Here is a 24,013-nt window from a genome sequence, read left to right as displayed (position 1 = left end):
GGGGTAACGCAACGAAGGGACCCGCATGAGACGCACCGACAGCGACGTCGACGAGGCCGAGCTCGATATCGAGAAGCCGAAAACCCATGCGGCAGGTGCCACCGCCGTTGCGGTGTCGATGAAGCGCGCGCTGGGACACATGGGTCCCAAGCGCACCGCGCAGACGCTCCTCAAGCTGAACCAGGCCGAGGGCTTCGACTGCATGAGCTGCGCGTGGCCCGATCCCGATCCGGGTCATCGGCACGCCGCCGAGTTCTGCGAGAACGGCGCCAAGGCCGTCGCCGAGGAGGCGACGACGACGCGAGCCACTCCGGAGTTCTTCGCGCAGCACAGCATTGCCGAGCTCGATGCGCACACCGAACACTGGTTGGGTCAGCAGGGCCGCATCACGCATCCGATGATCAAGCTCCCCGGCGGCAGCCACTACGAGCCCATCGAATGGGACGACGCGTTCCGTCTGATCGGCGACGAGTTGAAGAGCCTGGCCAGCCCGGACGAGGCCATCTTCTACACCTCGGGTCGTGCGTCCAACGAGTCCGCGTTCATCTACCAGTTGTTCGCTCGGTCGTTCGGCACCAACAACATGCCCGACTGCTCCAACATGTGTCACGAGTCGACGTCCATCGCGCTGCAGGAATCCATCGGCATCGGCAAGGCCAGCGTCACGCTCGACGACGTTCACAACGCCGAACTGATCATCCTGGCCGGCCAGAATCCCGGCACGAATCATCCGCGCATGCTCTCCGCCCTCGAGCTGGCGAAGCAGAACGGCGCAAAGATCCTGTCCATCAATCCCCTTCGCGAAGCGGGACTGCTGAACTTCAAGAACCCGCAGACCCCGCGCGGCATGGTCGGTCCCGGTACCGATCTGTCGGATCTGCACCTGCCGATCAAGCTCAACGGCGACCTCGCTCTGTTCCAGGCCCTCGGGGCGCTGTTGGTGAAGTGGGACGCCCTCGATCACGAATTCCTCGGCGAGTACACCGTCGGATTCGACGAGTGGAAGGCACACGTTGCCGAGGTCGATTTCGATCTCGTCACCGAGGTCACCGGTCTGTCGATGCAGCAGATCACCGAGGCCGCCGAGATGCTGCGCGACTCCAAGGCCACCGTCTTCTGCTGGGCGATGGGTCTGACGCAGCATCGCAATGCCGTCGCCACCATCAAGGAAGTCACCAATCTTGCGTTCGCGCAAGGAAACATCGGTAAGGCCGGTGCCGGTTTGCTTCCCGTCCGTGGCCACTCGAACGTGCAGGGCGACCGAACGATGGGCATCTGGGAGCGCCCTCCGGTGGCCTTCCTCGACGCCATGGCGGCGGAGTTCGACTTCGAGCCGCCCCGTGAGCACGGCTTGGACACCGTCGACTCGATCCGCGCCATGCGCGACGGCAAGGCCCATTTCTTCCTCGGCCTCGGCGGCAACTTCGTACAGGCGACGCCCGACAGCGACGTCACGTTCGAGGCGCTGCGCAAGATGCGCATGACCGTGCAGATCTCCACGAAGATCAACCGTTCGCATCTCGTCTGCGGCGAGACCGCTCTCATTCTGCCGACCCTCGGACGCACCGAGAAGGACGTGCAAGCCAGTGGCGAGCAATGGATTTCGGTGGAGGACTCCACCTGCTCGGTGCACTCGTCACGAGGACCGCTGAAGCCCGCCAGCCCGTACCTGCGCTCGGAGGTCGCGATCGTCAGCGGAATCGCCGAGGCGACACTCGGTGATCGATACGGTCTCGATTGGAAGGGTTTCCGCGACGACTACCGCAACATTCGCACGCACATCTCGCGCGTCGTCGCCGGTTGCGAAGGGTACGAGGTCAATGTTCGACGACCCGGCGGCTTCGTCCTTCCGCATCCCCCTCGCGACAGCAGGACGTTCGAAACCAAGAGCGGCAAGGGCGAATTCGCCGTCTCGCCGATCGACGTGCTGCAGGTTCCGTCCGGCCATCTGATTCTGCAGACGCTGCGCAGCCACGATCAGTTCAACACGACGATCTACGGCCTCAGCGATCGCTACCGCGGAATCGAGAACGGCCGACGCGTCATCTTCGTGCACCGAGAAGACATCTCGACGCTCGGCTTCCGCGACGGCGACATGGTCGATCTCGTCACCAAGTGGGACGACGACGACGTGGAACGGTGCGCGCCGTCGTTCCGCATCGTCGAGTACGACACCCCGCGTGGGTCGGCTGCTGCGTACTACCCCGAGACCAATCCGCTGATCCCGTTGGATTCGACTGCGCTGCAGAGCAACTGCCCTACCTCGAAGTCGGTGATCATCTCGATGGTTCCGGCGGGAACAGGAGCGCAGGGCACGTCGAACGGTCATCAGGACAACGAGGGCTCGGACGAGGGACACAAGTCGCACCCGCAGCCGCATCACCTCAGCTGAGCGGACTCAGCTGAACGATCGAACCAGGGTCGCTGCGTCGGTGAACTGATGCCGCATCAGTTCACCGGCGGCCCGGTGATCGGCTCGACGCATCGCCTCGATCAATTCCTTGTGGCCGCGTACCGCCCGTCGTCCCCAGTCGGTGTCGGACGCATGGAGATGCGTCGGGGTGTACTTGACGGCACCGAGCAGGAACCACGCCAACGTGGTGCCGCCTGCGATCTTGTTGATGGCGCGGTGAAACTCGAACTCGCACCGTTCGACGGCATCGGCGTCGGTGCGTGTCACGGCGTCGCGTAGGTCGTCGTTGAGGGTGGTCAACTGCTGGAGATGCTCCGCCGTCACCCGGCGGGATGCCCGCTCGGCCAAGGCCGCGGCGATCGTGCCCTGCAACCAGAAGATGTCGTCGATGTCCTGCCGTGTCAGTTCGACAACGCGGTAGCCCCGATGCGGGACCGATTCGAGCAACCCTTCGCCGCGCAACGACACCAGCGCCTCGCGTACCGGGGTGGCACTGACTCCCAACTCGGCTGCGGTCTCGTCGATGCGGACGAACGCCCCCGGCTTCAGCGCACCGGCGACGATCCTTCGGCGGATGCTCACTGCGACGTCCTCGGACAGCTGCGGTCGTCGCGCAATCGGCTGTTTCGAAGACGCCGTGCGTTTGAGATCGAGGCTCATTCCACATCTCCTGCACAGCGGGGCTGCGGGGGTTGTTGCAACGGTGGCGGGCGCATAGTGTGTCCTGGACAACATTGAATCACATCAAATATATGTGATGCGATCTGCTGGAGGATAGAGCCCGTGACGGACCAGATCGAACGAACGAACGAGAGCACCTTCGAAAGCCTCGATCCCAGAACGGGTCTCGCACTCGCCACGTACCCGATCGCCGACGCCGCCGAGGTCGAGATCGCCGTGACCCGCGCCCGCTCGGCCGCCCGGTGGTGGGACGCGCAGGGATTCGAGGGCCGCAAGCGGTGGCTCCTCGAATTCAAGACCGCGATCGCCCGCGACGCCGCGAGCCTCGCCGCCGTCATCGCCGCCGAAACCGGCAAGCCGGACGAGGACTCCCTGCTGGAAGTCATGTTGGGCGTCGAACACATCGATTGGGCGGCGCGTCACGCCGGCAAGACCCTGAAACAGCGCAGGGTCGGATCGGGTCTGCTCGCCATCAACCAGAAGGCCTACGTCAGCTACCGCCCGTTCGGCGTCGTCGGCGTCATCGGGCCGTGGAACTACCCGCTGTACACGCCGATGGGGTCGATCGCGTACGCCCTCGCCGCAGGCAACACCGTCGTCTTCAAGCCCAGCGAACTCACCCCGGGTGTCGGGGTCTGGTTGGCCGAGAAGTGGCAGTCGCTCGCCGCTCCCCACCCGGTGTTCCAGACGATCACCGGCGACGGTTCCACCGGCACTGCCCTGGTCGAAGCCGGCGTCGACAAGATCGCATTCACCGGCTCGACCGCGACGGCCAAGAAAGTCATGGCCACGTGCGCGAAATCGTTGACGCCGTTGATCGCCGAGTGCGGCGGTAAGGACGCGATGCTCATCGACGCCGACGCCGATATCTCTGCGGCCGTGGAGTTCGCGACGTTCGGCGCGATGGGCAATGCCGGGCAGACCTGCGCCGGAGTCGAACGTATCTACGTCGCCGCCCCGGTTTACGACCGGTTCGTCGCCGAATTCACCAGGGCGGTCAAGGAATTGAAGCCCGGTGGATCGAAGACCTCGTCCTACGGCCCGATGACGCTGGGCAAGCAGAGCGACATCGTCCGCGCCCAGATCGAGGATGCGTTGGCCAAGGGCGGCACCGCAGTGGTGGGAGGTCTCGACTCACTGCACGGGCCGTACATCGACCCCGTCGTCCTCACCGACGTTCCCGAGGATTCGACCGCGATCACCGAGGAGACGTTCGGGCCCACCGTCGTCGTCAACAAGGTCCGCGACCTGGACGAGGCCATCGCCCGCGCCAACGCGTCCTCCTACGGTCTGGGTGCATCGGTGTTCACCAAGGACACCGCGGTCGGGCGACGCGCCGCCGAGAAGCTCGATTGTGGTGTCGTGACGGTCAATTCGGTGCTGGGCTTCGCCGGCGTGCCGGCGTTGCCGTTCGGCGGAACGGGCGACTCGGGCTTCGGCCGCATTCACGGCGACGACGGCCTTCGCGAATTCAGCACCGTCAAATCACTGACCGTGCAGGGCTTCGCGGCACCGATCGATCTGTTGACGATGAAGCGCAAAGCCCGGAACATGAAGCTCTCGGTGCTGGCGCTCAAACTCCGCCACGGACGAGGCTGACCATGGACATCGCGCCGGGTCGGGGTCGATACGGGTGGTTGCGCCGCGTCGAGGAACTCGACCCGGTCCGCGACTGTCACACCATTCACCGGATCACCGCGGGGTACGAGTTCCCCTGGGATTATCAGCGGGCCCTCGAATTCGCCTTGTTCCGAACCTATTGCGTGCCGACGATCTCCGCTCTGCTGGCCCGGACCGGCGAGTTCGAGAAGCGACCGCAGAAGCGGTACGACGACACCTCGCTGCTGATGTCGGAAATGGTCGAACACGGATACGACTCCGAACGAGGTCGCGAATCGTTGCGGACGGTCAATCGAATGCACGCGCAGTACGACATCTGCAACGACGACATGCTGTACGTGCTCACGACGTTCATCTACGAGCCCATCGAATGGATCGACACCTACGGGTGGCGTCGCCTGCATCCCCACGAGCGGCTCGCGACCTTCCACTTCTACAGCGAAGTGGGTAAACGCATGGGCATCAAGGACATTCCGGAGTCGTACACCGAGTTCGCACAGTTCAAGCTCGATTACGAAGAACGCACGTTCCGCTTCGGCGAGGACAACCGTCGCATCGGCACCTACACACTCGATCTCTACTGCTCGTGGTTTCCCGCCGCGCTCACCCCGGCCGTCCGGCAGGGCGTGTTCGCGTTGCTCGACGATCGGATGGCGAACGCATTCGGCTTTCCCGCGGGCTCACCCACGCTGGAACGGGCCGCGGTGCGGGCGCTGCGGACCAAGGCCCGCGTGGAGCGTTTCCTGCCCACGAGAAAACACTCACGCACGACAGCCGACGCAGGCAACAAGACCTACCCCGGCTATCCCGTCGGGTACAGCCCGCGAGATCTGGGCACCCAGGCCGCATCACCGATTCGCGGTTGTCCGGTAGCGACGACGTAACTGCGCACTCGACGGGTCAGAGTCCGTCCACCCACCGGCCGAACGCATCGCGAAACTCCCCCGAGAGCGGCAGCGGTGCCAAGGCGGTGTTCGGATCGGCGGGCAGCGGGCCGAGCTCGCCCAGCATGTGCGAGCTGTTGGCGAAGCGCGCGAAGTGCAGGTCGGTGTGGCCCAGGGCCACTCGCACGTTCTCGACCTGGCCGCAGGACACGTTCAGGTCCTTGTCCGAGCAGGTCAGGAACGAGGAGTACGAGTCCGGTAGCGCGGCAGCCAGATCCGCCGGGTCCGTGGCATCCGCTTCCCGCAGGAAGGTGGCGCTCTGCCGCAGTCCCAGACCGTCGACGATCGGGTCGGGCTCCGCGGACAGCGGTTGTCCCGCGCGAATATCGGCGACGGCCTGGGCGAAGCGATCCCGCGACGACGCGGCCTGCTCCTCGGTGAACTGGCCGACCGCCACGGCCTCGCCGATGTTGCGATCGACCTGCGCGGTCAACAGATCCAGGTAGCGGATGGACAACGGCTCGAGCAGGCCGACATGGGTGAACGCCGCGCTGTCGGCATCAGCCAGGCGCAGCGCCGTCAGTGCGCCCTCGCTGTGCCCGATCACCGTCGTGCGATCCGCCCCGACACCGGTGCGCTGCTGCAGGAAAGCCAGTGCGTCCGCAGCATTGTCGACCTGCGCATCGAAGCCGGGCGGATTGTTCGGATCCACCCCGGCCAGGCCGGTGCGGCCGCTCCCGAGCTTGTCGAAACGCAGGCTCGCAATACCGCGTCGCGACAGCTCGTCGGCGACGTATGCGGTCGTATTCAGCTGCAGATCACCCGAGTTCCCGTTGCGGTCGGTCGGCCCGCTGCCCGGCAGCACCAATGCCACGCCGCGGGTGTCGCCGACCGGCATGCGAAGGCTGCCGTAGAAGGTGATGCCACCGGACTCGAAGCCGACCTCCGAATCGAGCGCGTCGTCGGGTGACCACGGAACGTTGATCGGAGCAGCGGCCGCGGTACCCGCGCCGACGAGCAGGAGCATCGACGCGGCCAGTCCGGCCAGCAGTCCTCGGGTGCGCATCATGCCGCCAGAATAACAATCCGACCGACCGTTCGGATACGGCGTCACTGGCCGTAGCGCCCACGGCACGACGCTCGCGTCGCCCATCGAAAACGCACGCGACCGCTCCCGACCGGGCCGGCTCGAGGCGTCGAACACCCAGCACACACCGGCTCCGGAAGGCCGAAGTGCTGGTCGGGGCACACCCCGAATCGGATAGGACGTAGCCTGGCGAGGGAGGTTCGGTGGTTCGACCGTGAATGACACCCGTGTTGTTCGGTTAGATTGGAAGAGCCACCAGGCACGATGCAAGAGGGTCGAGACCTGTCAACGAGCGACGGGTCACCACAATCGAGGAGAACAGGCCATGGCTTTACCAGTATTGACACCGGAACAGCGCACCGCGGCGCTGGCCAAGGCGGCCGAGGCACGCACTGCGCGGTCGAAGCTGCTCGCATCCGTCAAGTCCGGCGAACTGAGCGTCGCTGACGTCCTCGCCAAGGCGGAGAACGACGAGATCGTCAAGAAGACCAAGGTGTCCGCGCTGATCAAGGCCCTGCCGGGCGTTGGATCCGTGCGCGCCGCACAGCTTCTCGAGCAGCTGTCCATCGCAGATACGCGCCGCATCGGCGGCCTCGGCGCAAACCAGCGCGAAGCGCTGCTCGCTGCCGTCGCATCCTGATTCACATTTTCACGGGTCGTTCCTGCAGGCTCCACGCCTGATCCTGCGATAACGCGTTGCCTGCAGGGCTAGCATTTCGACCATGAACGTCGAAGTGACCCTGCTGCCCGGAATCGGGGTGCGGAAAGATTTTGCCCTCGCTTCCGGGCGCCGCATCGGCGTCATCACCCGCAAGGACGGCGCGAACGAGTTGATCGTTTCGCGCAAGGACGACCCCGATGCGACGCAGGCGTCCATCACCCTGAGCAATGAGGAAGCGGCGGCCCTGGGCAATCTGCTCGGGTCGCCGCAACTCATTGCTCAGCTCGGGGAAGAGCATCGCGACCTCCCCGGAATCAACACTCGTCAACTCCCCATTCGCGCGAATTCACGGTTCGTCAGCCGCACACTCGGCGACACCGCCATGCGCACCAAGACCGGAGTATCCGTCGTCGCTGTCATGCGCGCCGGCCAGGTACAACCGTCACCCACCCCCGACTTCACGCTCGCCGCAGGTGACCTGCTGGTCGCCGTCGGCACCGCGGACGGACTGGACGCAGCAGCCAAGTTGCTCGGCAATGCCTGAGATCAGTCGGGGCTGACCCGTGGCCGAGAGCGCGCTCGCCCTCACCGAGCTGGGTGCCGTGTTCTTCGTTCTCGGACTTCTCGCTCGTCTCGCCGGCCGGATCGGCGTCTCCCCCATCCCGTTCTACCTGCTCGGCGGGCTGGCCTTCGGCAACGGCGGATTCGTCAACCTCGGCGGCATCGACGAGTTCAGCGAAATCGCCAGCGAAATCGGCGTCATCCTGCTGTTGCTGCTGCTCGGCCTCGAATACACCGCAACGGAGCTCGTCACCGGCCTGCGTCGATCGTGGATGGCCGGTCTGGTCGACATCGTCCTCAACTTCGCGCCCGGTGCCGTCGTCGCGCTGCTGCTCGGCTGGGGCGGAGTCGGGGCGCTCGTGATGGGCGGCGTCACGTACATCTCGTCGTCGGGCATCATCGCCAAAGTACTCACCGACCTGGGCCGACTGGGAAACCGCGAAACCCCCGTCGTACTGTCGATCCTGGTGTTCGAAGACCTTGCGATGGCCATCTACCTCCCGATCCTCACCGCCGTCCTGAGCGGAGTCAGCTTCCTCGGCGGACTCGAAGCCCTCGGCATCTCACTGTTCGTCATCACCTTCGTGTTGGTCGTCGCGCTGAAATACGGCAGATTCGTCTCGGCGATCGTCGACAGTCCCGACCGCGAAATCGTCCTGCTCAAAGTCCTCGGATCCGCCCTGCTGGTGGCCGGCATCGCGTCGGAACTGCAAGTCTCGGCGGCCGTCGGCGCGTTCCTTCTGGGAATCGCGATCTCCGGCTCGACGGCCGACAACGCGACCCGCGTCCTCGAACCCCTACGAGACCTGTTCGCCGCGATGTTCTTCGTCGTGTTCGGCCTGGGCACCGACCCGTCGACCATCCCGCCCGTGTTGGGCTGGGCCGTCGTACTCGCCGTCACCACCGCCGCTACCAAGATCGCGACGGGCTGGTGGGCAGCAGGTCGGCAGGGAATCGGCAGGCCGGGACGACTACGCGCCGGTGCGGCTCTGGTGGCGCGCGGAGAGTTCTCCATCGTCATCGCCGGACTGGCCGTCGCCGCGGGAGCTGTCGAAGGCGAACTGGCGGCCCTGGCGACGGCGTACGTGCTGCTGATGGCCATCCTGGGGCCGATTGCTGCCCGCGTCGTCGAACCCGTCGCGAAGGTTGTGCTCCGGACCAAGCCCGCGGTGTGATTGGCTTTTCGACATGGCAGACAAGCGGACGGCTCTGAGGCGACGGCCGCAGTTGTCCGAGGAAGTCGCCAGCCACGTCCGGCACCTGGTGATGTCCGGAGAGGTGAGTCCGGGAGACTTCATCCGGCTCGACGAGACCGCAGCCCAGCTGGGCGTCAGCGTCACCCCGGTGCGTGAGGCGCTACTGACCTTGCGTGGTGAGGGCATCGTCGAGCTCGTCCCCCACCGCGGCTATGTGGTGTCTGCGCTGACGCCGAGCGACATCGTCGACATCTTCTGGCTGCAGGGTGAGATCGCGGTCGAACTCGTGCGCCGGGCGGCACCGAAGATCACCGAGGTCGAACTCGACAGGCTCGCCGAGCTGACCGCTGCCCTGTCGGTCGCCGTCGAGAACGGCCGGGCCGAGGACGTCGAGAATATCGAGTTCGAGTTCCATCGCGTGCTGAACCGTCTGGCCGAGTCGTCCAAATTGGCGTGGTTTCTCAACAACGCCACCCGCTACACCCCCACTCGTCTGTACGCCACCGACCGTGACTGGGGCCGAGCAGCCGTGCGCAATCACGAGGATCTGATCGCGGCCCTGATTCGAAACGACATCGACGCCGCCTGCGAATTGATGAAGCAACAATTCACAGACGGCGCCGAGAGGTTGATCGCGCATCGCGGGTGAGAGCGCTACGCGCACGTGAGTGGAAACTCGTAGCCTGCTACGCGTTTCCACTCACATGGGGTCAGCGCAGCGAGGCCGGAACCTGGAAGCGCTCGCCGTACTTCTTGGCCAATTCGTCCGCGCGAGCGACGAATCCGGCCTGACCACCCGGGTAGCCGACGACGTACTGGTGCACGCCACCCGTCCACGCCGGGAAGCCGATGCCGAAGATCGAGCCGATGTTGGCGTCGGCGGTGGTGTTCAGGACACCCTCGTCGAAGCACTTCTGCGTCTCGATGGCCTCGATGAACAGCATGCGTTCCTTGAGGTCCTCGAACGGGATGTCCGCCGAACCCGACTTGAACGCATCACGCAGTCCGGGCCACAGGCCGGCGCGCTTGCCGTCTTCGTACTCGTAGAAGCCCGCACCCTTGGCCTTCGACGGACGCTCGAACTCGTCGACCATCTTGTCGATGACCTCGCCGGCCGGATCCTCGGGAGGGGTTCCACCGGCAGCCTTGATGGCGTCGTAGGTTTCCTTGCGGATCTTCTGCATCAGGTTGAGCGTGAGCTCGTCCGAAAGCTGCAGCGGCGCAGCCGGGTAACCGGCCTGCAGACCGGCCTGCTCGATGGTCGACGGCTCGACGCCCTCGCCCAACATCGCGATGGCCTCGTTGATGAACGTACCGATCACGCGAGAGGTGAAGAATCCACGACTGTCGTTGACGACGATCGGGGTCTTCTTGATGAGCTGCACGAGGTCGAATGCCTTGGCCAAGGCTGCATCCGACGTCTTCTCGCCTCGAATGATCTCCACCAGCGGCATCTTGTCGACGGGTGAGAAGAAGTGGATGCCGATGAAGTCTTCCTGACGCTTGATGCCCTGAGCAAGGCTCGTGATGGGCAGCGTCGAGGTGTTGGAACCGAGCAGCGCCGTCGGATCGACGAGGTCCTCGATCTCCTGGAAGACCTTCTGCTTCAACTCTTCCGACTCGAAGACGGCCTCGATGACGAGGTCGGCACCTTCGACGTCCTTGGCATCGGCGGTCGGGTGGATACGTGCGAGCAGAGCGTCCGACTTCTCCTGGGTGGTCTTGCCACGCGAGAGTGCCTTGGCCTCGATGGCCTCGGAGTACGCCTTGCCCTTCTGTGCCGACTCGAGGGCAACGTCCTTGAGCACCACGTCGATTCCGGCCTTGGCACACACGTACGCGATGCCCGCGCCCATCATGCCTGCGCCGAGAACCGCGACCTTGGTGAAGGTGGTCTTCTCGATGCCGTCGGGACGAGACTTGCCGGCGTTGATCGCCTGCAGGTCGAAGAAGAATGCCTGAATCATGTTCTTGGACACCAGACCGGTGACCAATTCGGTGAAGTACCGCGACTCGATGGTGCACGCATTGTCGAAGTCGACCTGTGCACCCTCCACTGCCGCAGCGAGAATCGCGCGCGGAGCCGGCATCGGTGCGCCCTTGATCTGCTTGCGCAGGTTGGACGGGAAAGCAGGCAGGATCTGCGCGAGCTTCGGGTTCGACGGCGTGCCGCCGGGGATCTTGTAACCCTTGACGTCCCACGGTGCGACGCCACCCTCGGGGTTGGCCTTGATCCATGCCTTGGCGGTGGGCACCAATTCGTCGATGCTGCCGACCAATTCGTGCACCAGACCGATTTCGAGAGCCTTGGCCGGACGGAACCGAGTGCCCTGAGCGAGGACCGTCATGAAGCCGGTCTGGATGCCGAGCAGTCGCGTGATGCGGGCAACGCCGCCGCCGCCGGGCAGGAGACCGAGCGAGACCTCGGGCAGACCGATCTGCGCGCCGGGAACATCGGCCGCGATGCGGTGATGCGTCGCGAGCGCGATCTCGAGTCCGCCGCCGAGTGCCGCGCCGTTGATGGCGGACACGACCGGCTTACCGAGCTTCTCGAGCCGACGCAGCTGCCCCTTGACTTCCTGGACCTCGTCGAACACCCGCTGGGCGTCCTCGGGCTTGGCTTCGATGAGGGTGTGCAGATCGCCGCCGGCGAAAAACGTCTTCTTGGCGGAGGTCAGCACGACTCCGGTGATGCTGTCCTTCTCGGCCTCGAGGCGATCGACCGTCGCGCCCATCGAGTCCTTGTACAGCTGGTTCATCGTGTTGGCGCCCTGGTTGGGGTCGTCCATCGTCAGAACGACGATGCCGTCGGCGTCCTGGTCCCACTGAATCATGTTGTCAGACATCGTTCTACCTCAGACTCGCTCGATGATGGTGGCAACGCCCATGCCGCCGCCGATGCACAGGGTGATCAAGGCGTACCGGCCGCCGCGGCGCTCGAGCTCGTCGAGCACGGTGCCGGTGATCATGGCTCCGGTGGCACCGAGCGGGTGGCCCATGGCGATCGCGCCGCCGTTGACGTTGAGCTTCTCGTTCGGGATCTTCAGATCCTTCTGGAAACGCAGCACCACGGAAGCGAACGCCTCGTTGAGCTCGAACAGATCGATGTCGTCGACGGTCAGTCCCGCGGTGGCGAGAACCTTCTTCGACGCCGGGGTCGGTCCGGTCAGCATGATCGTCGTATCGGCGCCACTGGTGGCCGTCGCGACGATGCGGGCGCGCGGGACCATGTTCAGGTCCTTGCCCGCCTGCTCGCTGCCGACGAGGACGAGGGCTGCGCCGTCGACGATGCCGGAGCTGTTGCCGCCGGTGTGGACGTGATCGATCTTCTCGATCCAGTGGTACTTCTGCAGCGCCACGTCGTCGAATCCGCCCATGGCCGCGATACCGGTGAATGCCGGGTTCAGCTTGCCGAGCGACTCGACGGTGCTGCCCGGACGCATGTGCTCGTCCTGATCGAGGATCAGCAGACCGTTCTGGTCGGTGACCGGAACGACGGACTTGGCGAAGTAGCCACCGGACCACGCCGCTGCGGCGCGCTCCTGGGACTGGACGGCATACGCGTCGACGTCCTCGCGGGTGAATCCTTCGATGGTGGCGATCAGGTCGGCACCGATGCCCTGCGGGGCGAAGTAGGTGTCGTAGTTGGTGGCCGGGTCCATGGCCCAGGCGCCGCCGTCACTGCCCATCGGCACGCGAGACATCGACTCGACGCCGCCGGCGACGACCAGTTCGTCCCAGCCCGAGCGCACCTTCTGCGCGGCCAGGTTGACGGCCTCGAGGCCCGACGCGCAGAAGCGGTTGAGCTGGAAGCCGCCGACGGTGTCGGGCATCTTGGCTGCGAGCACGGCCGTGCGGGCGATGTCGGCACCCTGATCTCCGACGGGCGAGACCACGCCCAGGATGAGGTCGGAGATTCGGTTCTCGTCCATGTCGGGGAAACGTCGACGAAGCTCGTCGATCAGCCCGGTCACCAAGGAAATCGGCTTCACCGAATGCAGGGAGCCGTTCTTTCCTTTACCTCGGGGAGTCCTGATGGCCTCGTAAATGAATGCCTCTGTAGTCACAGCGCGCAGTTCCTTCCACATACTCGATCTTGTCGCGATCGCCGTGCCGGCCGATCGCGTCGGTGCGAGGCCATGACAGACCTCAGCTCATGCCACAGTAAGTTGGCATACCGATCCGACATAAGGACCGAAACGAGCGTTTCGCATGACCCACGATGCGGTTCAGGTTTGAACGACCCCGTCATGGGAAATTACGATGCGTCAGATCGACCGAAGGCGAAAGAAGACCGACCATGGAAACCGACAACGAACCGACCGTGGGCGCTCGCGTCAAGGTACGCACTCGCAACGACGACAAGTCCGGAGCCGACAGTTCTGGATCCGACGCCTACGAGACCGGCGCGATCGTCGACGACTTCGGAGTCCAAGCGACCGACAGCACCTCGCGGGACTGGGCTGTCGCCAAGCGTTGGGCCGTCGCTCTCGACAGCGGCCGACTGGTATTCGTCGACACCGACGATCTCACGCTCGCCTGAGCCTCAGATCTCCTTGAGCGGTACCGCTCCGAGTTCGCTCACCAGCAGCTCCATGGCGACCGTTTCCGGGTCCCGACGAACCGACGGGTCCGCGGGTTCGGCCGCGGCCTTTAGCAGTTCTTCCTCGTCCTCCGGCGTCTCCGGAGGCGGCGGACCTACCGGCTCGGGATCATCGGGATAGTCCGGGGCCTCGGGCATCGGAATATCTGCGTCCGATCCATCGCCCGCTGAACCGAAACCGTCCGACGTCGGACGGGGAGCCCCTGCCTGGCTCGGCCTCGAGAACTTCGGCAGCGACGCGGGTTTCGCTGCCGGTTCATCTTTTTTTGCTGATGACGGTTCCGGTGGTGCCGCAGCACCCACCAGACAGACCACCGACCATTCGACGCCGAACACGTCACGCAACGCGTCCCGAATGACGTCGGCGTTGCGGGGTTCTTCGAGACGCTTCGCGAGCGGTGCCGAATCGTGGCCCAGAGTGATGGTGCCGTTCTCGACGGTGCGTACCGACGCACCGGACAACATCACCTCGACGGTCCTGCTTCGCTCTCGTACCTTGGTTCGCACCTCGGACCACACCGCGCGGACGGCCGCCGCATCGGGCTCGTTGGAGGCAGCCGCGGGTGCCGCGACAGGCTCGGGCTCGGATTCGTACACCGGCTCGGGCTCCGGGCCGTACTCGTCCTCGGGCTCCGGCGGAAAATCCTCGTGAGAGAGCGATGGTTCCGAATGCTGTTGCACTGCAGAGGAAGTCGCGACCGGTGCGGGCTCGGGTGCCGGTGCGGGGGTCGGGACCGGTTCGGGTGTCGGAGCCGGTTCGGGGGTCGGAGCCGGTTCGGGGGCTGCAGGCTCGGGTGTGGGAGCGGGCTCGGGTGTCGGAGCTGGCTCAGGTGTGGGAGCGGGCTCGGGGGCTGCAGGCTCTGGCACCGGAGACGGTTCCGGGACCGCCATGGGTTCGGGTGCCGCGACAGGCGCAGGCACCGGTGCTGGTGCCGGAGCGGGGACTGGTGCTGACGGTGCCGCGGGTGCGGACTCGGCGGCCGGCTGTCGCTGGGACGGTCGCTGGAATTTGTTCACCGGGGGCGGGCCGGAGGGCGCAGGCTCGTCGGTCGCGGGCAGCTGTGGTCGTGTCGGGTCTGCGGCTGCCTGTGCCACTGCCGCCTGCTCACCGGCAGGGAGCGTGACGTCCAGGCGACGTTCGACGCGTTCGAGCCTCTGCAGTACGGCCGATTCCGCATCGGAGGCCGAGGGCAGCAGCATCCGTGCGCACATCACTTCGAGCAGCAGGCGCGGCGCAGTGGCCCCTCGCATTTCGCCGAGGCCCGAGTGCACGATCTCGGCGTAGCGGGTCAGCGTCGCCGAGCCGAGCAGGTCCGCCTCGTCGCGGAGCCGTTCGAGGACGTCACCCGGCACGTCGACCAGGCCACGTTCACCGGCGTCGGGTACCGCCTTCATGAGGATCAGGTCTCGCATGCGGTCGAGAAGGTCGATGGCGAAGCGACGTGGGTCGTGGCCCGCGTCCATCACCTTGTCGACGGTGCCGAACAGTGCGCCGCCGTCTCCCGCGGCCAGTGCGTCGACGGCCTCGTCGATCAGCGCGACGTCGGTGACGCCGAGCAGGGACAGAGCTCGCGGGTAGGTGACGCCTTCCGGTCCGGCTCCGGCCAGCAACTGGTCCATGACCGACAGCGAGTCACGCGGAGAACCGCCACCCGCGCGGATGACGAGTGGATAGACCGCGTCCTCGACCGGGACCTGTTCCTGACCACAGATCTTCTCGAGCAGGCCGCGCATCGTCGACGGCGCGAGCAGTCGGAACGGGTAGTGGTGGGTTCGCGAGCGGATGGTGGGGAGCACCTTCTCGGGCTCGGTGGTCGCGAAGATGAAGACCAGGTGCTCCGGCGGTTCCTCGACGACCTTGAGCAGCGCGTTGAAGCCGGCCGGGGTGACCATGTGCGCCTCGTCGATGATGAAGATGACGTAGCGCGACTCGGCCGGGGCGTACACGGCTTTGTCTCGAAGGTCGCGGGCATCGTCGACGCCACCGTGGCTGGCTGCGTCCATCTCGACGACGTCGAAGTTGCCGGGCCCGCCCGGTGCCAGTGCGACGCAGGAGTTGCACACACCGCAGGGGGTGGAGGTCGGTCCTTCGGCGCAGTTCAGCGATCGGGCGAGGATGCGTGCCGAGGACGTCTTTCCGCAGCCACGAGGGCCTGAGAAGAGATAGGCGTGGTTGATTCTGTTGGAATCGAGCGCCACGCTGATCGGTTCGGTGACGTGCTCCTGACCGACGACTTCGGCGAACGTCGCGGGACGGTACTTCCGGTAGAGGGCCACGCCCGAAAGGGTACCGGCGACCGACGACACAGTTGCATCGCGCGTCGGTGTGCGCGGTGGAACCATTGGCTCAGTTGCATCGCGCGTCGGTGTGCGCGGTGGAACCCACGGCTCGGTTGCATCGTGCATCAGTGCGGACCGGCGGACACCGCTCTGATGTTCATGATCGCGAAGCTTTCCCGGGTGCCGGTGGACGTCGACAGCGCGAGTAGCCAATTGCCGTCCTGCAGCGCGTCCGAGATCGCGTGCCGCACGATTGCGCCTTTGGAGTTCTGATAGTCGATCGAGACGGGTGCGCCGCGCGCTGCGGCGTCGGTCAACGCATCGAGCTCCCGTGGCAGCAGTCTGCTGTGCCTGCCGAGTGCGGAGCGCACCCGCGCGTCGTCGACGGTGCCGGGGTCGCCTGTCTGCAGCAGCCGTGCCAGCTCGCGTGATTCGCGTCGACGTGGTGCTGCAGGTGCGCTCGGGTGCGGGGTGCGGGTGGTGTTGGCGCGGACCTTGGTCGCGCTGTCCAGCTCGAGCCGGCCGGTGTCGGAATGTCGCACCGGGGAGTATCCGTGCCTGCGCAGCACCGCGAGAGTGTCGATGGGTGTGGCAGAACTGATCAGGACTGTCGGCGCGAGCCGCTGGAACTTCAGCACCGCCAATGCCTCGTCCGTCTCGATGTTCGTCAGCAATACGACGTCCTCGGAGACGATGGCGCACGGAATCTTGCGCACGGCCAGTGCGCCGTAGGTGCGCCAACAGTCTCGGATCGTGTAGGCCAGGGCTTGGGGAACGTCGGTGTCGGCCATCTCGGCGAGGGCGTCGATCAACTCCTCACCGGTACCACCGGTGTCGAAGAACCTGCGGATTGTCGCCGGCGTGAACCGCCAGACCGACGCCACTTCCCTCGACTCCGGTTGCGCGGCCGCACCGAGTATCGACGCCACCTCGGTGCTCGGCGGCCCGGTGACCACTGCGGTCGAATCGGGCAGCAGGCGCACCGAGAACGGCACCCAGTCGGCCAGATCTTGTAGCTGCGTTGCCAGCGAAGAGGCGATCTGGCGCGGATCGCCGTCTCGGCCCACCCGGAAGTCCGTCAGGGTGGCACACAGATCGGTCGGTGCACCATCGACCAGAACTCCGAGGCGGGTGGCCTCGGCCCAGAGTGCGCGCACGTGGCCAGGCCCGGCGCTCGTCAAGACGACCGGAATATGCCACTCGAGGTAGCGGGCGAATTCGTCGGGATCGGACAAGACCGGCGTCGGGCTGTCGGATCCGTCGAGGCGCAGAAGAGCCGCCAAGGCCGTCGAGCGCACGTCTGCGGCCGCGGGATCGTCGAGCATCTTCTTGAGTACCGGCGCGGTCTTCTGGGAGGATCGCGGCACCCGGTGGGTCGGTGTGAAGGGCGAGCACCACCACGCGGCCAACAATGCTGCCGCCTGTTCGGATCGCGCGCTCGTCGACCATGTTTCGTAGATCGAGGTCAATGCGACGCCGGTCTTTCCCCGGTCGGCGAGCAACCCGGCTTCGCGCGCCAGCATCAGCATCAACGCGGTGTGATGCTCGTCGGCGAATCCCAGACGAGCAGTCAGCGCACGGACTTCTTTGGCGCTGAGGCCACCGGTCTTCATCATTGCCAGGCCATCGGTGTCGATTGCCGTCAACAACGCCTGCGTGTGCTCACAGAACTGCAGCAAGGCGATGGAGCGCGCTCGCCGCGAGTCATTTTGCGACAGAACACGAGTGGCGAATTCCGGCGGCCTGAGCTCGATGGGCAATCGCCACCCATCTCCTCGCAGCGCGATGCTCACTTCCAACGGCATCTCGACGCGATGCCCGTCCAATCGATACAGCAATCCGCGCTCGAAGGCGGCGGTACCTGCGGTCGGCGGCACGTCGAAGATCAACGACGCCGGTTGTCCATCGACGAAGCGAGACAACATCTCTCGCATCTCGGGCGGGCCGTCGTCGTACAAAGCTCGGATACGTTCGGGGGTCATCGCGGCCGCGACGGCGTCGGCGCGTTCGGCTCGATCGAGCGAGGAGCCGACTCCGAGGTGAGCCAGCAGAGCAAGTCGGTCCTGCTCGACGGCGCAGTGCAAGAACAACTTTCGCTGCCTACGCGCAAGTCCGAACGGATGCGAGAACACGCCGGACAGATCGACGGGACGGTACTCGACCGCGTCCGAGCCCCCTGCCGTGTGCGGCCAGATCAGGCCGTAGGCCATCAGCGTGTTCAGGGCCGCATCGATATGCGCCGTCTCGTTCGAGATTCCCTCGCCCGTCCAGTGGCCGATCTCGGCGCGGCTGAGATCTTCCATCAGCGCGAACAACTCGAGCAGGTCGAGCGCACCTCTGTCGAGTTTCCGCGGTAAGGCCGCCACCCGCCAGGGCGAGCCGAGGAGTTGCAAGAGCAACCCGAACGAGCGGGGTGGCGGGTCGGTTGCCACGTCCGGTCGACGTCGCAACAGATCCGTCAGTGCGTCCTCGTCGAGCGAGGCCAGCCACCCCTCGTACGTCCCGATCTTCTCGGTCATCTCGTCCCCCCGGTGCAAGTTCTGCCACAACGTACCGACGGGCACCGACAGACTTATTTGTTCTTGGCTGCCGCTTTCGCTGCCTTCTTGAATTCGCGTACCTCGAGCAGGGACTTCTCGTCGACGACATCGGCGATGGATCGACGCGCACCCTCGTCGCCGTACGCTCCGGCGGCCTTTCGCCACCCGTCGGGCGTCACGCCCATCTGCTTGCCGAGCAGCGCGAGGAAGATGCGCGCCTTCTGATCGCCGTAGCCGGGAAGTGCTTTGAGACGCTTCAGAACCTCGGCACCGTCGGGGTCGTCGCGGGTCCAGATTTCCTGCGGCTTGCCGTCGTAGTTCTCGACCAGAAATGCGGCGAGTCCCTGGATGCGCTTGGCCATCGAGCCGGGAAAACGATGCACGGCAGGGGTCTGCGCGCACAATGCGGCGAACTCGTCCGGATCGGCGTCGGCGACGGTATCGACCTTCAGATCACCGAGGCGGTCGACGAGCTTCTTCGGCCCGGCGAAGGCGGATTCCATCGGCACCTGCTGATCTAGAAGCATGCCGATCAACAGCGCGAACGGATCCTCGGCGAGCAATGCATCGGCCTCCGGATCGCCGACGAGGTTCAGAGTGCGAGACATGGGCTCGATCCTGCCACGCGCCATCTACAGTGGATGACGATTGCTCCCACAAGCCGGTTCAGTGGCGCGCGAGGCAGCAGTGACAAGCCCGCGGATTCTCTCGAGAACCCGCCCGATCAAACCAATACAGTTCGCCGTGCAGGCCGGCGGACACGTCAGGAGCTCACGACCGCGCACGGCCGGCGCGTCGCCCGAGAGCAGACAGTCTTACTACGACGACAGTCAGTGCGACCACCGCACAGGTCAAGGCTGGATACACGATCATCGTTGTTACCCAGCCAGTGTGCTCGACGATCACGGTGCCGGTATCGGAGTCGCGGCCGACGCATTCTCGACCGAGAGGCCACCACGTCTGCCGGTCCTCGACGGGAAACGGCTCCACCTCGTAATCCGGCGGCCGGTACCCGAAATACTCGGGAAAGGCTTCGCGACAACCTGATTGGTTTGCCCACCGATAGCTGAACGCCCAAATGGTCAGGAAAGCAATGCCGAGGGGGAACCACACCAGAGTGACGGCGGCCTTGGACAGGCCGTCACGTGAACGAACAGCCGCAATCGATACCACCACCACGATCATGAATCCGGCAATGAAGATCACGATTCTCAGTCGACCGAACCGGCTACAGCCAGCGCGATTGCCTGCAGAAGTGGTCGGTCGACACTGGTTGCGCGAGCCGCAATCTGCACGTCCACGCGGGTGCCCGACGGTTTGACCAACGTGATGTCCTCGATCGGATCACCGTCGAGAGTCATTGCACTCGCGCCGGGGTTGTCGTCGCGGAATTGCGATCCGTCAGGCAATGTCAGCGCACCCCAGGGGTTTTCGGAGGGCTCGAAGTCCGCGTCGATCACTCTGATCGTCAGGGTGCCGTCGCCGACCATCACGGCTCCGCACGCTCCGGCCGATCCCGACGGGGAGGTTCGCATCGAGCCCAGCGGTCTGTCGAGTTCGATTGGAAGCTGGGCCGCTCGCCAGAACTCGTCCAGCGACGCGTTGAGGCGATCGACGGACTGAGACGAGAACTGCCCTGCGCCCTCGGAATTGGTGTCGCATGAAATCGGGAGCGGAGGCGTGTCGATCGGAACCGGTGTGGACCACAGCAACTCCGGCCGCAGCGCTATCGAGCGCAACTCCTCGATCGACAGTGGCACGGTACCGGTGGTCTCGAAATCGGCGTTCTGGTCCGATGACGACGCTACGACGACGGAACCATCGGGTGCGTACACGCGCGCGAAGTTGGTATGGGAGCGGTCTCCGTCGAATTCGTCCCAGGTGTCCCGCGTGTCGACGACGGTTCCGTCGGAGAGTGTTTCGCGAGCATCGAGCCAGCCGGCTCGGCAGGGCTTCGGACCGTCGTCGACGCGGGTGACGTTGACCGTCAGCGAACCTTCGACTCCGTCGCGTGTGACCTCCGCGTCCGCGGAGGTACCGGGGTCGTATGCCGCGTCCGCGCTGGCTACCGGCTGGAAGACCAGTGGATCACCGCCGGGCCAGAACGACGACCCGGCAACGAGGGAAACCTGCGAGGGGAGGGCGTCGCGCGCTGCGATCGACATTGCGTGCGCCTTCTTCGACGTCAGCCAAGGGTAAGCGGGATTGTCGTAGCTCTCCTGGCCTGAGGTGAATACACCGTAGAACTGCTCTTCCTCGGGCGGCTCCACGGATTCGCAGCCCGGAATGTCCACAGGGTATTCGACAGGCTCACTGACATATCCTGACTGCCCCATCGGCTGGTGGGTGAGACCTGCGGCAACGACACCGACGGCTACGACCACGCAGACGACGATCGCATCGGTCCACACACCACCACGCCACAACGACATTCGCACGGGCCGCAGCCTAACGCGCCTCGAAGCGACCGGATCAGGTGATCGACACCAACTGGGTGATGTCGTCGAAGGGCAGCGGCCCATCCACGACGGCTCCGACGACGGCGCTGTTGAGGATGATCGATCCGCCGTGATTGTCGAGGAATGCGGTGTCGGCTGCGTCGCGTCCGGTTGCGATGCGCACCAGGGTCGATCGCGGCGCGAGGCAGGTGGCGTCGACCACTCGCCATTGTCCTTCGACGAAGGCTTCGGCAACCGCGTGGAAGTCCATCGGATCGCAGCCCGGCGCGTACACGGCCACGAGTCGAGCGGGCACGTTCACTGCGCGGAGCAGTGCGACGACGAGGTGGGTGTAGTCGCGGCACACCCCGGCACCGGCGAGGAGGGTGTCGACGGCGCCGTCGATGGGGTCGCTGCTTCCGGGAACGTAGCTCAGCCGGGCTCCCACCCAGGACGACACCTCGGCCAGCAGCTTCTCCGACGGCGGGTACGAGCCGAATTCCGTTGCGGCGAAACCGAAGAACTTGTCCGCCTCGGCGTAGCGGCTCGGCCGCAGATACAGCGACAGGTCGTAATCGGACACCGGTGCCGGGTCGGTATTGCCGTAGATCGTCGCCGAGTACGACGCTTCGAGCTTGCCGACGTCGGCGTGCAGCTTGTGGATGCGGGTGCCGTGCGCGCCACTGATTTCCTGCGCTTCGACGGGCTGGCCGTCGAGTGTGAACGAGAGTGCTTCCCACACTTCGGTTCCTGGGTGCGGCGCGATCGCGATCTGGAACTCGAGGGTGCTGGCCTCGGTCACATCGACATCGAGGTACGCGGAGACGTCACGTTTCATCGTGCCGATCCTGCCATCTCCGAGCGGTTCTCGCAGACTAAGACTCGTCGGTGGGGCGCGCTCCGGTCACCAGGAAGATGACCCGTTTCGCGACCTCGACAGTGTGGTCGGAATACCGCTCGTAGAAGCGGCCGAGCAACGTGATGTCGACGGCGGCCGGTACACCGTGCGGCCAGTCGGGCGCGGAGGTCAACATGAACAGGCTGCGGTGCAGTGCGTCCATCTCCTCGTCCTGCGTTCGCAGACTCGCGGCGAGTTCGGCGTCCCGCGTCTCGAGCACCCGTTGGGTCGCCTCCGCTTGAGCGATGGCTACCCGACCCATCTCGGTGAACACGCCCTCGACCTCGGGCGGCAGCACATGTGCGGGGTGACGGCGGCGGGCCAGCTCGGCGATGTGCACCGCAAGTCCACCCATGCGCTGGAGGTCGGCCACGATGTTGATCCCGGACACGACACGGCGCAGATCGTGAGCAACCGGTGACTGTCGAGCGAGGAAAGCGAAGGCCTCGTGTTCCCATTCGACGGCGAGAGTGTCGATCTCTTCGCGGTACTCGATCGTCTGCTCGGCGAGCACGATGTCGGCGGTGAGCAGCGCGCGCGTGGCATCAGCCATCGCTCGTTCCGCGATTCTCGACATTTCGGACAGCTCCGACGCCAACGTGTCGAGCGCCTCCGTGTAACTGTCCCGCATGTTCACTCACCCCAACCGCTCGACAGCCCAACCTCAGGGCATTGCAGGGCAGTACCCTGCTGCGCATCCTTCTACACCCTCACACCGCTGTGGGCTCGTTGGAGAACTCAACGGTGTGACGTCGGTCATGCCTGCTGAACACGAATCGATGGCCGACATGGGAGGGAACGCCGAACGGCCCGCGCTCGGTGAGCGCGGGCCGTTCGATCATCGGTTGCCGATCAGCAATTCGACGGGGCGGGCACTCCGTAGAAGCGATCCTTGATCCAGCTCTGAGCTTCGCCGAGACCGAGGATGTCCGGGATCAGATGCCCGGCACCGGAACCCGGCACGATAGCCGGGACCTGCGCGGAACTGAGCTGCACTGTTGCACCCTTGCCGCACCAGTCGCCGGCCAGTTCGACGGCCTGACCGTGGGGCACGATGTCGTCGGAGGTACCGGACTGGATCAGTACCGGGGCATTCGGCGTACGCTCACCGATCTTGTTCTTGGCCAGGATTTCCTGCGCGACGGGCAACCTGTCCAGCACCACCGACAACGGCTCGCCGGTCTTGGTGTACTCGTTGGTGCGGTGCAGCCCGACGTTCAGAATCGTCTCTCCGACACACTGATTCGCGACCAGGTTGAGCATGGCCTTTCCTGCGTCGTTGATGTTCTCGTCGACGATCGGCTGCAGACCGGGGTCGGAATTGAGCAGGCCGTTGAGGGTGTAGCCGATCACGCCGGTGAGGATGGTGCCGTCGACCTGTTCGAGGGTCGCCTTCAGATCCGCGGGAGGCGCTCCTGCGTAGGTGCCGACCAGATCGAGTTCCGGGGCGTATTCATCGGCGATCTCGGCCGCCGCTGCGGCAGCTCCGCCGCCCTGCGAGTAGCCGTAGGCCGCGACCGGGCCGTCGCCGGAGATCTTGGTGCCCTGCAGCTGCCGAGCTGCGCGGGCCGCGTCGAGCACTGCATGAGCCTCGGACGCGCGGTTCACATAGGTGTGCGCGCCCGGCGTGCCGAGACCCTCGTAGTCGGTGATCACGACGCCATAGCCCTGGGAGAGAAGCGAATACGCGGCCAGTACCTCGTACTCGACCATGAATCCGAGCGGCGGGGTGTAGGTGATGACGTTGTTGAGCATCTTGGACGGCGCGCACTGATCGCCCTGCCCCTGCGTTCCCGGTGCCAACACCACGAGCGGGCGCGGCCCCGGACCGGTCCACGGGGCGGCCGGGTCGATGTAGGTACCCGTGACAGCGTTGGCGTCGTCGTTGGAATCGGTGCTGCGGTACATGATTCGGGTTGCCTCACCCGGCAGGGTGCCGCCGATGCCCGGCACCGACAGCGCGAGATGCGAAGGCTCGGAACGAATCACGTCGCCCGCCGCGCCTGCAGGCAGCGGGCTCGGCGGAATGTAGAAGTCGGATTCGACGGTCGAACCCGTCGACGGTGCTGCCGACACGGTCGGCGCAGTCACCCCCATGAACACTGCCATCACTGCCACGGCCGAACCGAAGACACGCGTCGAACGCAAATC

Annotated in this window: 20 protein-coding genes; 8 read left to right on the top strand and 12 right to left on the bottom strand. The window is 65.4% G+C overall.

Annotation, left to right across the window (positions count from 1 at the left end; genetic code table 11):
• The first annotated feature begins 25 nt into the window (after positions 1-25).
• Positions 26-2,392, top strand: a complete 2,367-nt coding sequence (locus tag ASH04_RS01110; protein WP_032399298.1) for an FdhF/YdeP family oxidoreductase — start codon at positions 26-28, stop codon at positions 2,390-2,392.
• A 6-nt stretch (positions 2,393-2,398) separates the two neighbouring features.
• Here ASH04_RS01110 and ASH04_RS01105 read toward each other — a convergent pair whose 3' ends face one another.
• The gene (locus ASH04_RS01105) at positions 2,399-3,073 is read right to left on the bottom strand and encodes a GntR family transcriptional regulator (RefSeq protein ID WP_057472551.1); all 675 of its coding nucleotides are present in this window, start codon (positions 3,071-3,073) and stop codon (positions 2,399-2,401) included.
• A 102-nt stretch (positions 3,074-3,175) separates the two neighbouring features.
• Here ASH04_RS01105 and ASH04_RS01100 point away from each other — a divergent pair, with 102 nt between their 5' ends.
• Together ASH04_RS01100 and ASH04_RS01095 are read left to right on the top strand one after the other, a co-directional pair.
• Entirely contained in the window at positions 3,176-4,693 is a 1,518-nt protein-coding gene (locus ASH04_RS01100; RefSeq protein WP_442971185.1) for an aldehyde dehydrogenase family protein, read from the top strand.
• A 2-nt stretch (positions 4,694-4,695) separates the two neighbouring features.
• Positions 4,696-5,598: an oxygenase MpaB family protein gene (locus tag ASH04_RS01095; protein ID WP_057472549.1), complete on the top strand. Its 903-nt coding sequence runs from the start codon at positions 4,696-4,698 to the stop codon at positions 5,596-5,598.
• Positions 5,599-5,614: 16 nt separating this feature from the next.
• On the opposite strand, the gene ASH04_RS01090 is transcribed toward ASH04_RS01095, so the two are convergent.
• Positions 5,615-6,667, bottom strand: coding sequence for an alpha/beta hydrolase (locus tag ASH04_RS01090; protein WP_057472548.1), 1,053 nt, complete (start codon positions 6,665-6,667; stop codon positions 5,615-5,617).
• 343 nt (positions 6,668-7,010) lie between these two features.
• Between ASH04_RS01090 and mihF the strand changes: the two genes are divergently transcribed.
• The 4 genes from mihF (at position 7,011) to ASH04_RS01070 (ending at position 9,752) form a co-directional block, all read left to right on the top strand.
• A complete protein-coding gene (gene mihF, locus ASH04_RS01085; RefSeq protein WP_008712632.1) occupies positions 7,011-7,325 on the top strand; it encodes an integration host factor, actinobacterial type in 315 nt (104 codons plus the stop codon).
• 82 nt (positions 7,326-7,407) lie between these two features.
• Complete coding sequence (locus tag ASH04_RS01080) at positions 7,408-7,890, top strand: cation:proton antiporter regulatory subunit (protein WP_027494547.1); 483 nt, start codon at positions 7,408-7,410, stop codon at positions 7,888-7,890.
• 19 nt (positions 7,891-7,909) lie between these two features.
• A complete protein-coding gene (locus ASH04_RS01075) occupies positions 7,910-9,082 on the top strand; it encodes a cation:proton antiporter (RefSeq protein WP_027494548.1) in 1,173 nt (390 codons plus the stop codon).
• Between the two features lie 13 nt (positions 9,083-9,095).
• Positions 9,096-9,752 (top strand): GntR family transcriptional regulator, encoded by a 657-nt coding sequence (locus tag ASH04_RS01070; RefSeq protein ID WP_052063059.1) that lies wholly within the window; start codon positions 9,096-9,098, stop codon positions 9,750-9,752.
• A gap of 61 nt (positions 9,753-9,813) precedes the next feature.
• Here ASH04_RS01070 and ASH04_RS01065 read toward each other — a convergent pair whose 3' ends face one another.
• Positions 9,814-11,949 carry a 3-hydroxyacyl-CoA dehydrogenase NAD-binding domain-containing protein gene (locus ASH04_RS01065; RefSeq protein ID WP_057472547.1) on the bottom strand — a complete coding sequence of 712 codons (2,136 nt, stop codon included), beginning with the start codon at positions 11,947-11,949 and terminating at the stop codon, positions 9,814-9,816.
• Between the two features lie 9 nt (positions 11,950-11,958).
• Complete coding sequence (locus ASH04_RS01060) at positions 11,959-13,170, bottom strand: acetyl-CoA C-acetyltransferase (protein WP_027494551.1); 1,212 nt, start codon at positions 13,168-13,170, stop codon at positions 11,959-11,961.
• Between the two features lie 233 nt (positions 13,171-13,403).
• On the opposite strand from ASH04_RS01060, the gene ASH04_RS01055 reads away from it, so the two are divergent.
• A complete protein-coding gene (locus ASH04_RS01055; protein ID WP_027494552.1) occupies positions 13,404-13,646 on the top strand; it encodes a hypothetical protein in 243 nt (80 codons plus the stop codon).
• A gap of 3 nt (positions 13,647-13,649) precedes the next feature.
• On the opposite strand, the gene ASH04_RS01050 is transcribed toward ASH04_RS01055, so the two are convergent.
• From ASH04_RS01050 to ASH04_RS01015, 8 genes are all read right to left on the bottom strand, one after another.
• Positions 13,650-15,983 carry a DNA polymerase III subunit gamma and tau gene (locus ASH04_RS01050; RefSeq protein WP_057472896.1) on the bottom strand — a complete coding sequence of 778 codons (2,334 nt, stop codon included), beginning with the start codon at positions 15,981-15,983 and terminating at the stop codon, positions 13,650-13,652.
• Between the two features lie 128 nt (positions 15,984-16,111).
• Positions 16,112-18,505 carry a helicase-associated domain-containing protein gene (locus ASH04_RS01045; protein WP_057472546.1) on the bottom strand — a complete coding sequence of 798 codons (2,394 nt, stop codon included), beginning with the start codon at positions 18,503-18,505 and terminating at the stop codon, positions 16,112-16,114.
• A gap of 53 nt (positions 18,506-18,558) precedes the next feature.
• A complete protein-coding gene (locus ASH04_RS01040; protein WP_057472545.1) occupies positions 18,559-19,134 on the bottom strand; it encodes an HhH-GPD-type base excision DNA repair protein in 576 nt (191 codons plus the stop codon).
• A gap of 163 nt (positions 19,135-19,297) precedes the next feature.
• Entirely contained in the window at positions 19,298-19,732 is a 435-nt protein-coding gene (locus ASH04_RS01035) for a hypothetical protein (RefSeq protein WP_048316819.1), read from the bottom strand.
• 5 nt (positions 19,733-19,737) lie between these two features.
• Complete coding sequence (locus ASH04_RS01030; protein ID WP_156394443.1) at positions 19,738-20,964, bottom strand: hypothetical protein; 1,227 nt, start codon at positions 20,962-20,964, stop codon at positions 19,738-19,740.
• Positions 20,965-20,998: 34 nt separating this feature from the next.
• Positions 20,999-21,802 (bottom strand): transglutaminase-like domain-containing protein, encoded by an 804-nt coding sequence (locus ASH04_RS01025; protein ID WP_045841454.1) that lies wholly within the window; start codon positions 21,800-21,802, stop codon positions 20,999-21,001.
• 37 nt (positions 21,803-21,839) lie between these two features.
• Positions 21,840-22,493 (bottom strand): phosphate signaling complex protein PhoU, encoded by a 654-nt coding sequence (gene phoU / locus ASH04_RS01020; protein WP_027494559.1) that lies wholly within the window; start codon positions 22,491-22,493, stop codon positions 21,840-21,842.
• 221 nt (positions 22,494-22,714) lie between these two features.
• The gene (locus tag ASH04_RS01015; protein WP_057472895.1) at positions 22,715-23,971 is read right to left on the bottom strand and encodes a lipase family protein; all 1,257 of its coding nucleotides are present in this window, start codon (positions 23,969-23,971) and stop codon (positions 22,715-22,717) included.
• Positions 23,972-24,013: the final 42 nt, after the last annotated feature.

Origin of the sequence: Rhodococcus sp. Leaf233, from assembly GCF_001426165.1 — a bacterium.
Lineage (GTDB): Bacteria > Actinomycetota > Actinomycetes > Mycobacteriales > Mycobacteriaceae > Rhodococcoides > Rhodococcoides fascians.
The sequence above is the reverse complement of the archived record's forward strand: the minus strand, read 5'-3'. Positions and strand labels throughout refer to the sequence as shown.